Origin of the sequence: Shewanella psychrophila, from assembly GCF_002005305.1 — a bacterium.
GTDB classification, from domain to species: domain Bacteria; phylum Pseudomonadota; class Gammaproteobacteria; order Enterobacterales; family Shewanellaceae; genus Shewanella; species Shewanella psychrophila.
This window is the reverse complement of the sequence record NZ_CP014782.1, coordinates 815,994-829,737: the sequence shown is the minus strand read 5'-3', so window position 1 is coordinate 829,737 and position 13,744 is coordinate 815,994. Positions and strand designations below refer to the sequence as shown.

The following is a 13,744-nucleotide window of genomic DNA, read 5'->3' as shown; positions in this document are numbered from 1 at the left end:
TTCTGGAATACGAAAAGTCATCCCAATCTATTCATCTGATTGACTAAATATACCAAGGAAAAATCTAGTCTGTATACCTAGGGTATTAACTAAACGCCTGCTCGATAGCAACCGCGATTGCCACACTGGCTCCCACCATAGGATTATTTCCCATGCCAACCAAGCCCATCATCTCCACATGGGCGGGTACCGAAGAAGACCCTGCGAACTGGGCATCGCTGTGCATCCTCCCCATAGTATCTGTCATGCCATAGCTGGCAGGCCCGGCGCCGACATTATCCGGATGTAGAGTTCTTCCGGTTCCGCCACCTGAAGCCACTGAGAAATAAGGCTGTTTCAACAGCAGACGCTCTTTCTTGTAAGTGCCGGCCACCGGGTGTTGAAAACGGGTGGGGTTGGTCGAATTACCTGTGATGGAGATATCCACTCCTTCTTTATGCATGATAGCCACGCCTTCCATCACATCATCGGCGCCATAACAGTTTATCTCTCCACGGACGCCTTTACCAAATAGCTTCTCACGCACCACGCTGAGCTCATCAGTCACATAATCAAACCGCGTCTCTATATAATTAAAACCATTGATACGAGCGATAAGGTAGGCCGCATCTTTCCCCAGACCATTAAGAATTACCCTCAAAGGTAATTGCCTGACTTTATTCGCATTCTGGGCTATCTTAATGGCCCCCTCCGCCGCCGCAAAGGATTCATGGCCTGCAAGGAAACAGAAACATCGGGACTCTTCAGACAAGAGGCGTGAAGCAAGGTTACCGTGGCCCAAGCCTACTTTCCTCTGCTCGGCTACCGAGCCTTGAATGGTAAAGGCTTGCAGACCTTCTCCTATGGCATTCGCCGCCTCATAGGCCTTAAACTTCTCCTGCTTTATGGCAATAGCAGCCCCTAAGGTGTAAGCCCATGCTGCATCATCGAAGGCGATGGTTTGTGTTTCTTTGACTATGTCGAAGGGATCGAAGCCATGTTTGTTGCACAATTCACGGCTCTTAGTCAAACTCTCGAGGCCATACATATCCAATATCTGCTGAATATGTGGCATACGCTCCACACTACGCTCAAATTCAATCATGATGATCCCCTACTGTTTTCTTGGGTTAACGTATGACACGGCTTCATCGAATCGACCGTAATGACTCTTCGCTCTGTCGATGGCCTCATTTGCATCGACTCCTTCGGCCACTAATTCCATCATCTTTCCCAATTGTACATATTCATAACCGATCACTTCAGTGTCTTCATCCAGTGCCATGCGGGTAATATACCCTTCGGCAAGATCCAAATAACGGACCCCCTTGGCTCTAGTACCGTATGTGGTTCCCACTTGAGATCTAAGCCCTTTGCCTAAGTCTTCCAGTCCGGCACCGATAGGTAGACCGCCTTGGGAGAATGCGGTCTGACTGCGTCCATAAGCCATCTGCAGAAATAATTCGCGCATGGCAACATTGATGGCGTCACACACTAGATCGGTATTCATGGCTTCGAGTAAAGTCTTGCCCGTCATAATCTCAGAGGCCATGGCGGCAGAATGTGTCATTCCTGAGCAACCTACGGTCTCTATCAAACACTCTTCGATAATGCCGTCTTTTACATTGAGTGTCAGTTTGGCCGCCCCCTGCTGCGGAGCACAAGTCCCAACACCATGAGTGACACCTGAGATATGGCTGACTTCGGTGACATGGATGAAGTTACCTTCTATGGGGACTGGGGCGTTAGCATGATTGGGTCCTCTTGCTATAGGACACATGTTTTGAATTTCGGTGGAATAGTTCATAGCAGTCTCTTCGCTTGAATGGCTAGGAAGACCGTTGTGGAAGGAAATGAATACAGCTGTGCCCGACCTCTAACGATCTTAATCCGTTATAAATGCCAGGAGTCATCAGCCCAGAAGGCGGTTTAATATCAGTCTATCGATATAGAGTAGAACCCCATTACCTAATAACTAAATTACTCGCTTTTTACAAATAATCCAGAGGTGTTTTCACTTGGGTTTATTTTTGTGACTAAAGTATCAAAATGAATTATTGGCTAGCGTGTTTATCAAAATTGGCACGATTTAAGCCCTAATGATAAAAATAAATAAAACAATAAAGCTTGAAACCAAGTTCCGAGCTTTTGTCAGTTATCTCAACATGCATCACCTTGGCAGACAAATTCCAGCGCACGGGCTTTACCACTATTGGAGACAAAAATACGCATTAATGCTCCTTGCCTTAATGTTTCTTGTGCCAAAAGCGCTTTTTCTTTAGGCATAAAAAACGCCTCTATGCCGTACTCGATAGATAAGCTGTCATTATAATTGGCCCTTACTCTTCCACGTAAAAATAGCCCAGTTTCCGGTTTTAACTTGGAAAGCTTATCAAAGCGCCAATGGCTCAGATCTTCTTTTAAACTAACATAGACGATGCTACCCAACTTATAATCACTGGCATTATCACTCTCTACTTGATTGAGTTCATAACTAAGACGTACAAAATTTCCTCGAAACAAGCTTCTAGGATCATAGGGCTGGGTTTTAAGTACAATTGGAGTTCCTGTCCAAATCGGCCAGACCGAGCCTAAATACTCTACCACGAGCACCGTGAGCTGAAGGGTGATAGCTAATAGTAATCCAACCTTAAACCCTTTACTCTGATACCAGACTGAATCTTGCATAAACCTTGAATTAAGCTTCATCGGAGTGCCCCCTTTGCTCTGTTTGTCCGCGAAGGCGCCAATATCTAGCTGCAAGCATCATGATAGACGCGGCAATGAGAAACAGTAAAGCTCCGCCGAGGTAATCGCCAATAAGATCGAAGTATCGGACAAATGCCGTCGCTAACAACACCGCGACTCCAGTATAGAAGTATTGGGTTTCATCTTGCTCTATCCCCCGCCTAATCAAACTTATACCAAATACCAGCAATAACAAATTGATTGTAATAGCCGCAATCATATCTCCACTGTTAAAGTAAGCTTGCGCAATGAAACAAATACAGAAACCAAGACTAAAGAGTAAACTTGGTATCGATGCGTATCGACCATTTTTAACTGACAATCTCCATGAAATCACGCCGCAAGCAATTAATGACATAATGCTCAAGACAAAAATAATGTCACTTTCTGATGAGTACTCGCTCCAAACATCTTCAAAACTCAGAATAAGCAGAGTCACCACCGATGCTCTTAAGAGCCAAAGGTGTAACACGAGTCCATACTCTCGCCATGTTCGATTTGATGTGCGCATTAATGCCCAAGCCAAGCCATTAAACACTAATCCAAGAGCAAGGGAGAACGGCAGCAAGTCACCAAAGGGTTCATAATGAATGCCTCTGCCCATCAGCCAAGAAAAAGCTAAGTTAAGCCAAAGTAGCAGTGCAAACAGACTAAAGACAAATATTGTAGGAGTTGATCGGCAATACAAAGCAAGGAGCAATGCTGATAAAAGAAAGACAGGATAACTTGCGGGAAAAAAATCCTCACCTACTTCGACACATAACCAAATCGTAGCGAGCCCGAGCATCAATATTAAGAGCAAACGACTGCGGGTTAAAAGCGCTAAAGGTAATACCCCTAAAGCCCACCAATATATACCATCTGGATAATGCTCACCTAAGTGATAAATTTGCGCAATAAGCATAATACTAGCGCCATAGGAGATGGCGCCAAAGAATAGCCAAACATTTGCGGCTTGATATCGGCTAGTTAGATAAAAACGAAAGCCTAAAAGATTAGTCGTGAGCGTTAATATGATTAAGGCTCCGGTTTTAACCAAACTGGGGATTTCATCCCAATTATGAGAAATGATCAATATCAAGGCAAGACCGATAAATAAACTGCCTAATGCCATCAAGAGATAATAGCCAAAGCTTGCTTTATTAGCATCCTTATCTAAGGACTCGCCATATTTAGCGAGTATGGCTTCACCTTGTTCATGGCTAATGATTGATTCATCAACCCAGACCCTGGCTTCCTGAGCTAGATCTTTCTTTAATAACTGTATAAGCCGCATGCTTCACTCCTTTGGGCATTCAAAACAATATACACTTTATTCGTTTATACAAAAATAACAAAAAAGGCCAGATAAATATCTGACCTTTCATTTAACAAAGCATGTTACTTTTCAGTCCAGCGATCCATCCAACCCAAGACATTGTCGTACCACTGTTCCAGATTATCTGGATTGAGGATCCAATGATTCTCCTCCGGATAAATAAGCAGTTCAGACGGGATCCCTTTACGTTGCATAAAGGTAAACGCTGCCAGACCTTGACCGTAAGGAACACGGAAATCTTGCTCACCATGAATGACTAACATAGGTGTCTTCCAGTTCTCTACGTAATTAACTGGGTTAAACTTCTCATACAAGTCTTTGTTTTCATCATATGTGCCGCCGAACTCATATTCTGGGAACCAGAGTTCTTCGGTCACATAATACATAGAGCGCATATCGAACAGACCAGCATGGTTAACCAAACAATTAAAGCCATCGCTCCAGTTACCTTGGATCCAGTTCATCATGTAGCCACCGTAAGATCCACCAAGTGCACAGGCACGACTAGAATCCAACCATTTCTGTTGCTTAGTCACAGCCGCAAGACCTTTTTGAAGATCTTCTAATGGCTTACCGCCCCAGTCTTTAGAAATAGAGTCTGTGAATGCTTGTCCATAGCCAGTAGAGCCGTGGAAATCGATCATCACCACGCCATAACCAGCCCCCGCCCAGAGCTGAGCATTCCAGCGACTGCTGAATGAATTGCCGAATGAGCCCTGAGGTCCGCCATGAACCAGAAACGCGATGGGATACTTAGTGCCAGCCTTAAAGTTCGATGGCTTTATCCAGTAACCATGGACCTCTTCGTTGTTCCAGCCCTTGAAACTAAACTGCTCAAATTCACCGAATTTAATCTTGGCAAGTTTTTCGCTATTAACATCGGTCAGTTTCTGTAAGCTCTGATCATCTAAATTAATAGAATGTAGATCACCTGGTTGTACCAGACTCTTATGATTGAAGATTATCTTGTCTGCCGTCACGCCGACTATACTGTTACTGCCTTCGTCGAAAACAGTTTTTACGTCACCAAACTGAGTGTTCACTTCAAAAACGGTCACTTGACCCACATCTTGTGCCGTGACGTATAAGGTTCGATTATCTTTACCGAAGATTAATGAACTCGGGCTTCTATCCCACAGAGGCGCAACTTCCTTTTCCTGGCCGGTCACAATATCACGCAACATGATGCGATATCTGTCAGCTTCAAAGCCCGGTTTTTTCATGGCGAGATAGGCTAAATAGCGGCCATCGGCAGAATAAGTAGGATGCGCGTCCCATGCCTTGTTAGATTCGGTTAAATTAACCGCATCACCGCCCGTTACAGGCACCTGCCAAAGATCATAGTTAGTTATCCAGGCCTGATCTTTACTTGGCGCCTTGGCGCTGTACACCACATACTTACCGTCTGGGGTAAAGGTCACCTCTTCCATGCCAGAGAAGGGCTTGGGTGGTGTTTCAGTGTCTAGGCCAGCAGTGACATCCACGGCAGAGGTGATCTTCTCGCCGTTTAATTGTGCCACAAACAGATGACTACGAGAGTGATCGCTCCAGGTATCCCAATGACGAACCATCAATTGCTTATATTCACGACCCGTGGATTTACGCTCGGCATCGGCGGTAAATTTATCTTTTGAGCATTTCAGATCTTGGCAGTCCGGAAAAACACGCATGTTTAACACAAGTTGCTTACCATCTTGAGACAGTTTAAATCCTTCCACATCCAGTGGTAGATCTGACACTTGTCGGGCTTCACCGCCAGTCAAAGGTAAGTTATATACTTGACTCGACCCATCACGTGACGCCAAAAAGTAGACAGACTGGTCGTCGGCCGCAAAAACGGCACTGTGTTCAGTACCTGCAGCAAATGTAAGCTGCATCGGCTTAGCATCGCTTTTCATCAAGTCTTGAATATAAAGGTCAGAACTGGCTTTACCTTTATAATCAAATTTTTTGATACCAAATACAATGCTATTGCCATCATTTGATAAAGCGGACGAATGAAGTTTGTTAATTTTAACGAGATCTTGAACCTTGAAAGGCTGTGGTGATGAGGCTTGAGCCGATAAAGCGACTCCGGCACCAGCCATAGCGAGTATGATTGCAGTTTTTTTCATTGTTATTATCATCTTTTGTGATTTCAGTCTAACCCATTGACATATAGGGCAGATGGTTAGCGAATGACGCTGTCCACCATGAACCCGACATTTAAGTTAGCTTGTGTTATTAGCAAGCATCCCTGCGGACATAAAAATTTTAACGTATTGAGCTTAATATGTGAACAATATCCAAAATATTTGGCTTAGGCAAGACACCTAAACCAAACTTTACTTCAGCGAAACAACTGACCTATTTTGCGGGCTCTAAGGTCACTTTCCACTGTGCAGGCCCGGTTTCGTGGGCATTCACTCCTTCGGAGTCAACGGCCACTGTGACAGGCATATCTTGAACATCAAATTCGTATATTGCTTCCATTCCTAAGTCGGCAAAAGCAACCACCCGTGACTTTTTAATGGCTTTAGACACCAGATAAGCCGCGCCGCCGACGGCCATTAGATAAACCGCCTTGTGCTTTTTGATGGATGCTACGGTGGCAGGGCCACGCTCGGCTTTACCTATCATGCCCATTAAACCCGCTTTCTCGAGCATTAGATCGGTAAATTTATCCATGCGAGTTGCTGTTGTAGGACCAGCAGGTCCCACGACTTCATTACCCACAGGATCAACCGGACCAACGTAATAGATAAACTTACCGGTAAAGTCGACACCTTCTGGCAGGCCTTCACCACTCTCAATCAAAGATTGAATGCGTTTATGGGCTGCATCGCGTCCCGTCAACATTTTGCCGTTGAGCAGCAAGGTATCACCACTCTTCCACTGTTCAATCTCGGCTTGTGTCACTGTATCGAGATTGACTCTGTGTGTGTTCTCCCCAGCTTCTCGGGTGATCACAGGCCAGTCTTCTAGTGAAGGCGGCGTTAATTCAGCAGGTCCGTTGCCATCAAGATGGAAATGGACATGGCGCGTCGCGGCGCAATTTGGGATCATAACCACAGGCTTAGACGCCGCATGAGTCGGCAGGGATTTAATCTTAACGTCTAAAACGGTTGTCAAACCACCGAGGCCCTGAGCACCTATGCCTAGATTGTTTGAACGCTCAAAGATATCAAGTCGTAACTTTTCTTCGGCCGTTTCGGCACCTCTTTCTTGTAGCTCGTGAATGTCGACCGGATCCATCAAGGATTCTTTTGCCAAAACAGCCGCTTTTTCAGCGGTGCCGCCAATACCTATTCCTAACATACCCGGTGGACACCAACCTGCGCCCATAGTTGGCAAGGTTCTCTCAACCCAAGCTGCAATATCATCGGATGGATTTAGCATGGCCATCTTAGATTTATTTTCAGACCCGCCACCCTTAGCAGCAATAGCAACCTCAATGTGGTTACCAGAAATCATGTCGATGTGAACCACTGATGGCGTATTATCTTTGGTATTTTTACGGGCGCCGGCAGGATCTGAGACGATAGATGCACGCAGTGGATTGTCAGGGTTGAGATAGGCTTGTCTTACGCCTTCATCGACCATCTGTTGAATGGTCATGTCTGTTTTATCCCACTTCACTGCCATACCAACCTTAACGAAACAGGTCACAATCCCCGTGTCTTGGCACAAAGGTCTCTTGCCTTCGGCTGACATGCGTGAATTTATCAAGATTTGAGCGATAGCATCTTTTGCTGCAGCGCTCTCTTCTCGTTCATAGGCTTGCGTCATTGCATCGACGAAATCCTTAGGATGATAGTAAGAGATATATTGTAGGGAATCGGCTACGCTCTCGATGAGATCCGCTTGTTTAATGACAACTTCTTTACTCACAATCACTTCCTTATACACGACATTAGGGACACTTTTTAGCCATTTTTGGCATCTATATCTGTTTTTATTAATGCTAGCTGAGAGATATGATACTCTTTCGCGACTTTTAGGGGAATATCACATTTTAGATAAGGTGAATCGATGAGTTTTTCGGCGCTGCAGGATGTATCAATACTGCGTCTTGATTGGAAATGTACTACGACAGAGTTATTTTCATTCTTGTCAGATATCCCCTGGGCTATATTCCTCGACTCTGCCAGTACCGATCACTGTGATAGCCACTTCGACATAATTTGCCTGGACCCGATTGCGACGCTCGTCACTGAAGGCGATAGCACCGAGATAAGCCGATATCGAGATCATTGTCTAACAAGCGCTAGCATTAGCCTATTAAACCCATTCGACTTGATTAAACAAGAACTAGCACACTACTTCCCGTTACAGAAGTCGAGTGAGTTCCCCTTTTCCGGGGGCGCGATGGGTAGCTTTAACTATGATCTGGGACGTAAGATAGAGAAAATCCCCGAAATAGCCGCCGACGATATCGAACTTCCAACAATGAACATAGGCTTATATTTATGGGCGCTGATATTCGATCATAAAGAACAAGCCTGGAGCTTAGTACATTACGGCAACGAGGAAGCGGCGCAAACGAGTCTTGCTTGGATACAAGCTAAACTGGAAATAATACCTAACAAGCCTAGTTTCACTCTCCTCAGTGACTGGCAGCCACAATTGACTAAGGCTGACTACGAAGCAAAATTTAATGCCATTCAAGAATATATTCAAAGTGGCGATTGCTATCAAATAAACCTGACCCAAAGGTTCTCGGCTAAATATCAAGGCAATGAATGGCAAGCCTACCTCAAACTAAGAGAATCCAATAAGGCTCCCTTCTCCGCTTTCATTCGTCTATCACAATGTGCGTTACTGTCTATTTCCCCCGAGCGATTTATTCAGCTTAGAGGGGAGGATATTCAGACTAAACCTATTAAAGGCACGAGTCCCAGGTACCACACGGCGGCACAAGATCAGAAATCAGCCACACAATTACGCCATTCAGCGAAAGACAGAGCAGAGAACTTGATGATAGTCGATCTACTTCGAAACGATCTGGGTAAGGTGGCTAAACCCGGCTCGGTATCTGTGCCTCACCTGTTTGAGATTGAAAGTTTTCCAGCCGTCCATCACCTGGTCAGCACAGTCACAGCTCAACTCGACGCGACATATGATGCTACCGACCTATTAAAAGCCTGTTTTCCTGGCGGTTCGATCACTGGAGCCCCCAAAATTCGAGCCATGGAGATCATAGAAGAACTTGAACCCTCAAGGAGAAGCATTTACTGTGGTTCTATCGGTTACATCAGCCAAGATGGTCAGATGGACACCAGCATCACCATACGAACCTTAGTGGCTATCGATGGCATAATTTATTGCTGGGCTGGAGGCGGAATAGTTGACGACTCGACTGCTGAGAGTGAATATAAAGAAACCTATGATAAAGTCAGTAAAATACTGCCTGTATTACAAGGTTAAAATTTGATTATCTGAGTGTAAATCAGTAAGGGTAATATGCAAAAAAAAATTAAGCCTATACCACTAACTGAATTTAAACTCAGATATAACCTCTTGCAAGCCCCTCTCGAAACTAATCCGGATATTAAGGAAACACTGCGACAAGCTGCAGTCCTTATCGCTTTAGTACAAGAACAGGGGGAATTGCATGTGCTGCTCACCCGTCGCCCTACTCATCTTAGAACTCATCCGGGACAAGTCAGCTTTCCAGGGGGAAAAGTTGAACGAGGGGATGCTTCACTCATCGAAACCGCATTGAGAGAAGCCGCAGAAGAGATTGCGCTATACCCGGGTAATGTTGAAGTGATTGGTCAATATCCTGCAATGAAAACCTTTACCGGCTTCGAGATCACCCCAGTCATTGGTCTGGTAAAGGAGTCCTTTACCCCTCAACTGGATCCCGGTGAAGTTGATGAGCTGTTCACCGTGCCCTTGTCATATTTATTACAAGCCGAGAATCGTCAAAAGCAGATTTACCAACGTCATGGGATCTATCACCCCGTTTATTTTATTCGTTACAGGCAGCATCTTATCTGGGGGGCCACAGCTGCCATGATAAACAGACTCTGTTCACACCTGATAATCTAGACACTCTCGGTTATATCTATAACAAGACAAAAATCTCAAAAGCAGATTTACCAACGTTATGGGATCTATCATCCTGTGTACTTTATTCGTTACAGGCAGCACCTTATCTGGGGGCAACAGCTGCCATGATAAACAGACTCTGCTCACACCTGATAACCTAGACACTCTCGGTTATATCTATAATAAGAAAAAATCTCAAAAGCAGATTTATCAACGTCATGAGATCCATCATCCAGTGTACTTTGTCCGTTCAGCCGACATCTTATCAGAGGTGCAACAACTACCATGATAAACAAGCTCTGATCCCATATTATTAGCTAGGGAACTTATTTTTAAAAACTAGTCATTACTTAAATAACGAAGGTGATATAGAGACCCGCAGCGACTGAACTTAGCAAGAGAAGAGGAATGTTGAACCAGTAGCCCATCTTACTGTGATGAGCAAAATAGTAATTAAATGCTAGACTGACAAAACTGATCGCAGCACACGCCCAGATAATATGTTCCAATTGCACAGTCTGAACGGGATCCCACCCAAGACGAATCGACGCCCCTTTACTCAAAAAGTAGCCAATCGCACGATCTGGTCTGGCCTTATCGAAAATCAGCAAGGCATAGATCGCGAGTGACCAGCCTGTGATGGAAAGAAATGCCAGTAAACGCTGAAAAATTTTTATTTTCTTCATGGCAAACTCCTCTAACAAATAAAACCATTTATCCTTTCTTTAATCATAACAAGTAAGCGTTATGCCTGCCAATTTCAAGCAGTTAGTAAACAAAGACCGCTATCTGAGTTTTGATTAAACTCTGAAAGCAGGATTAATCATCAAAATTGGCCGTTATTAAGCTTTTTATCTGATATTGCTACTTGAGAAAACCAGCCAGCAAGGTAATATAAACGTCCAAATTTTATATATAAACGTTTCGTTGGAGAACTAAGCAACAATGAGCATTACATCTGTCGCTTCTGTATTTAAAGGTGAATTTGCGATCGGTTCGCAAATTACCGTCCGCGGTTGGGTAAGATCGCGCCGAGATTCCAAGGCTGGCATCTCTTTTCTTGCCATCTATGATGGCTCCTGTTTTGATCCTATCCAAGGTGTAGTTCCTAATAGCTTAGAAAATTACAATAACGAAATCTTGAAATTGACAACCGGTTGTTCTGTCATCATGAAGGGTGAAGTGGTTGAGTCTCCAGGTAAAGGTCAGTCATTTGAACTGCAAGTGACGAGTGTTGAAGTTGCCGGTTGGGTAGAAGATCCTGACACTTACCCTATGGCGGCTAAGCGTCACTCAATCGAACACTTAAGAGAACTTGCACACCTTCGCCCGCGGACAAACATTATCGGAGCCGTTGCACGTGTACGTAACTGTTTGTCACAAGCAATTCACAGGTTCTATCACGAAGAAGGCTTCATCTGGGTATCGACTCCCCTCATCACAGCATCAGATTGTGAAGGTGCTGGTGAAATGTTCCGTGTTTCTACCTTAGACATGGAAAACTTACCCCGTACCGACGAAGGTAAGGTGGACTACAGCGAAGACTTCTTCGGTAAAGAAGCCTTCCTCACTGTATCCGGTCAGCTTAATGCAGAAACCTATGCCAGCGCGTTATCGAAAGTATATACTTTCGGTCCTACGTTCCGTGCAGAAAACTCAAACACCAGCCGTCATCTGGCTGAATTCTGGATGGTTGAGCCTGAAGTCGCCTTCGCCGATCTCGATGATGTTGCAGGACTGGCCGAACAGATGCTCAAATTCTGCTTCAAGTCCGTGCTTGAAGAACGTCGTGACGATCTAGAATTCTTCGCCCAACGTGTCGATAAAACGGTTATTGATCGTCTTGAGTCTTTCGTTACTAGTGACTTTGCTCAAGTGGATTACACCGATGCCGTTGAGATTCTGAAAAACTGTGGTAAAAAGTTCGATTATGCCGTCGAGTGGGGAATAGATCTTCAATCTGAGCATGAAAGATACTTAGCTGAAGAACACTTCAAGGCTCCTGTAGTCGTGAAAAACTACCCTAAAGACATCAAAGCCTTCTACATGCGTCTCAACGATGACGGTAAAACTGTTGCCGCGATGGATGTGCTCGCACCGGGTATCGGTGAAATCATCGGTGGTGCCCAGCGTGAAGAACGTTTAGATGTACTTGATGCTCGTTTAGAAGAAATGAACCTGAGTAAGGAAGACTACTGGTGGTACCGTGATATGCGCCGCTATGGTACTGTCCCTCATGCAGGTTTCGGTCTTGGCTTCGAGCGTTTAGTCTCATACGTAACTGGTGTGGCAAACATACGTGATGTGATCCCATTCCCTCGCGCACCTAAGTCGGCAAGCTTCTAAACGCCGAGCACAAATAAAATTAAAAACGCCCTCTTGGGCTAATGCCGGTAAGTTAAGAAAAAATATTGATAAAATAAGGGCTACAGGGGATTTAATCTAAATCTGGCTGTAGCCCTTACTCGTTCTGCTGTTAGTCAATGATTGCTACACAAATTCCGTTAATTCAGAAAGTGAATAAAAAGTGATTATGTATGCAAAATAGTGACTAAGTGATCGGCATTACCCTCTTGGGCGTTTTTGTTTTAAGTGCTAAATTCTAGATTAATGTCGACCCTGAGATCTTAACTCCATTGATGCACGTTTTAAATTCTTTTGTGCTTGATCAAAGTAACTTGGGGAGTTATCGATGGCGCGCTGAAAAAGTTCAATAGCTTGTTTATATTGACCTTCAAGCATAAGAAAATAGCCAAGATCATTAAGGGCATCCGCAGGTTCCATCGTGTGTTCAAAGCTTGTTAATGCACGAGCATAAAGACCTTTTCTCACGTAAACCAACCCTAGGTTAGTCCAGCCACGTTCAAAGCCGGGATCTTGCTTCACAGCCTGTTTAAGGTACTTCTCTGCCAAAGTATAATTGCCACTTAAGTAGTATGAATAACCTAGATTAGTGGTGATAAGTGCTGAATGTGGCTCTCTTTGCAAAGATAACTGATAATACTCTCTGGCATTTTGATACTCATTACCCATGTCTTCTAAAATAGCTAATGCATTATAGATCCTAACTGGAGACTCTTGATCTAATGGAAAATAATGGTTAGACATTGCTTTATAACCGGCATTTGCGAGCCTTATCTGATCAAGTTCAATGGCTTTTTCTAAATGAATTTTTGCTTGACTGTGCTGTCTCTTATCCATATTGATTAATCCAAGACCTGCATGTGACATCAACATGTTTGGATCGAGTACCAAGGCTTCATTATAAGTTAAATAAGCAAGCTGAATATTTCCTTTAATACTATGAATTCTAGCGATATTATATAATGTTCGTGCATTTTCACCGTTAAAATCCAGCGCTTGAACATACAGATAAAGTGCTTGATCTAAATTGCCCGCTTTTTCTTCATGTTTTGCCCTATCTAACGCATCAGCTTCATCTATAGGCGGGTTTGCTGCAGCCACTGATGCCATAGCATTACCATCATAGAGATCATGGCGGGAAGGTGGTGTGTTTTCAACTAACAGTTCATCTTCCTTAATTGTAGAAGTGCAGCCAGACAATAAATGGCAGCAAAGTAAAGTCCCCATCAATACAGAAAGAAATCGAGTATTATTCATAGTCTGACCAACATTGATTCCCATCCTAACGCTCCCAATATTCAG

At 44.2% G+C, this 13,744-nt stretch carries 12 protein-coding genes and 1 riboswitch; of the genes, 4 read left to right on the top strand and 8 right to left on the bottom strand.

Annotated features, from left to right (window positions below; translation table 11 throughout):
• Positions 1-85: 85 nt before the first annotated feature.
• The 6 genes from sps_RS03740 to sps_RS03715 all read right to left on the bottom strand — a co-directional run bounded on the left by sps_RS03740 (position 86) and on the right by sps_RS03715 (position 7,915).
• Positions 86-1,084 carry a GGGtGRT protein gene (locus sps_RS03740; protein WP_077751303.1) on the bottom strand — a complete coding sequence of 333 codons (999 nt, stop codon included), beginning with the start codon at positions 1,082-1,084 and terminating at the stop codon, positions 86-88.
• Between the two features lie 9 nt (positions 1,085-1,093).
• Complete coding sequence (locus tag sps_RS03735) at positions 1,094-1,786, bottom strand: iron-sulfur cluster assembly scaffold protein (protein ID WP_077751302.1); 693 nt, start codon at positions 1,784-1,786, stop codon at positions 1,094-1,096.
• Positions 1,787-1,875: 89 nt separating this feature from the next.
• Positions 1,876-1,957, bottom strand: a riboswitch (Fluoride riboswitch).
• A gap of 182 nt (positions 1,958-2,139) precedes the next feature.
• The gene (locus tag sps_RS03730) at positions 2,140-2,688 is read right to left on the bottom strand and encodes a GDYXXLXY domain-containing protein (RefSeq protein WP_077751301.1); all 549 of its coding nucleotides are present in this window, start codon (positions 2,686-2,688) and stop codon (positions 2,140-2,142) included.
• Positions 2,678-4,003, bottom strand: a complete 1,326-nt coding sequence (locus tag sps_RS03725; RefSeq protein ID WP_077751300.1) for a DUF2157 domain-containing protein — start codon at positions 4,001-4,003, stop codon at positions 2,678-2,680. Before sps_RS03725 ends, sps_RS03730 begins: the two co-directional genes overlap by 11 nt.
• A 104-nt stretch (positions 4,004-4,107) precedes the next feature.
• Positions 4,108-6,159, bottom strand: coding sequence for a dipeptidyl-peptidase 5 (locus tag sps_RS03720; RefSeq protein ID WP_077751299.1), 2,052 nt, complete (start codon positions 6,157-6,159; stop codon positions 4,108-4,110).
• Between the two features lie 232 nt (positions 6,160-6,391).
• The gene (locus sps_RS03715) at positions 6,392-7,915 is read right to left on the bottom strand and encodes a fumarate hydratase (protein ID WP_077751298.1); all 1,524 of its coding nucleotides are present in this window, start codon (positions 7,913-7,915) and stop codon (positions 6,392-6,394) included.
• Between the two features lie 141 nt (positions 7,916-8,056).
• Here sps_RS03715 and pabB point away from each other — a divergent pair, with 141 nt between their 5' ends.
• From pabB to sps_RS28745, 3 genes are read left to right on the top strand one after another with little or no spacing between them, the layout of a single operon-like run.
• Complete coding sequence (pabB, locus tag sps_RS03710) at positions 8,057-9,451, top strand: aminodeoxychorismate synthase component I (protein ID WP_077751297.1); 1,395 nt, start codon at positions 8,057-8,059, stop codon at positions 9,449-9,451.
• Between the two features lie 36 nt (positions 9,452-9,487).
• Positions 9,488-10,078 (top strand): CoA pyrophosphatase, encoded by a 591-nt coding sequence (locus sps_RS03705; protein ID WP_077751296.1) that lies wholly within the window; start codon positions 9,488-9,490, stop codon positions 10,076-10,078.
• 58 nt (positions 10,079-10,136) lie between these two features.
• Positions 10,137-10,367 carry a hypothetical protein gene (locus sps_RS28745; protein ID WP_077751295.1) on the top strand — a complete coding sequence of 77 codons (231 nt, stop codon included), beginning with the start codon at positions 10,137-10,139 and terminating at the stop codon, positions 10,365-10,367.
• Positions 10,368-10,428: 61 nt separating this feature from the next.
• Here sps_RS28745 and sps_RS03695 read toward each other — a convergent pair whose 3' ends face one another.
• The gene (locus tag sps_RS03695) at positions 10,429-10,764 is read right to left on the bottom strand and encodes a hypothetical protein (RefSeq protein WP_077751294.1); all 336 of its coding nucleotides are present in this window, start codon (positions 10,762-10,764) and stop codon (positions 10,429-10,431) included.
• Positions 10,765-11,023: 259 nt separating this feature from the next.
• On the opposite strand from sps_RS03695, the gene asnS reads away from it, so the two are divergent.
• Positions 11,024-12,424: an asparagine--tRNA ligase gene (asnS, locus tag sps_RS03690; RefSeq protein WP_077751293.1), complete on the top strand. Its 1,401-nt coding sequence runs from the start codon at positions 11,024-11,026 to the stop codon at positions 12,422-12,424.
• 261 nt (positions 12,425-12,685) lie between these two features.
• Here the strand turns inward: asnS and sps_RS03685 are convergent, their stop codons facing one another.
• Positions 12,686-13,723: a tetratricopeptide repeat protein gene (locus tag sps_RS03685; RefSeq protein WP_077751292.1), complete on the bottom strand. Its 1,038-nt coding sequence runs from the start codon at positions 13,721-13,723 to the stop codon at positions 12,686-12,688.
• Positions 13,724-13,744 lie beyond the last annotated feature (21 nt).

Excerpts from the sequence above, each read along its gene's own strand:
- sps_RS03725 (WP_077751300.1), bottom strand. The coding sequence starts at position 4,003 with ATGCGGCTTATACAGTTATTAAAGAAAGATCTAGCTCAGGAAGCCAGG.
- sps_RS03735 (WP_077751302.1), bottom strand. The coding sequence starts at position 1,786 with ATGAACTATTCCACCGAAATTCAAAACATGTGTCCTATAGCAAGAGGA.
- sps_RS03720 (WP_077751299.1), bottom strand. The coding sequence starts at position 6,159 with ATGAAAAAAACTGCAATCATACTCGCTATGGCTGGTGCCGGAGTCGCT.
- pabB (WP_077751297.1), top strand. The coding sequence starts at position 8,057 with ATGAGTTTTTCGGCGCTGCAGGATGTATCAATACTGCGTCTTGATTGG.
- sps_RS03730 (WP_077751301.1), bottom strand. The coding sequence starts at position 2,688 with ATGAAGCTTAATTCAAGGTTTATGCAAGATTCAGTCTGGTATCAGAGT.
- sps_RS03695 (WP_077751294.1), bottom strand. The coding sequence starts at position 10,764 with ATGAAGAAAATAAAAATTTTTCAGCGTTTACTGGCATTTCTTTCCATC.
- asnS (WP_077751293.1), top strand. The coding sequence starts at position 11,024 with ATGAGCATTACATCTGTCGCTTCTGTATTTAAAGGTGAATTTGCGATC.
- sps_RS03705 (WP_077751296.1), top strand. The coding sequence starts at position 9,488 with ATGCAAAAAAAAATTAAGCCTATACCACTAACTGAATTTAAACTCAGA.
- sps_RS28745 (WP_077751295.1), top strand. The coding sequence starts at position 10,137 with ATGGGATCTATCATCCTGTGTACTTTATTCGTTACAGGCAGCACCTTA.
- sps_RS03685 (WP_077751292.1), bottom strand. The coding sequence starts at position 13,723 with ATGGGAATCAATGTTGGTCAGACTATGAATAATACTCGATTTCTTTCT.
- sps_RS03740 (WP_077751303.1), bottom strand. The coding sequence starts at position 1,084 with ATGATTGAATTTGAGCGTAGTGTGGAGCGTATGCCACATATTCAGCAG.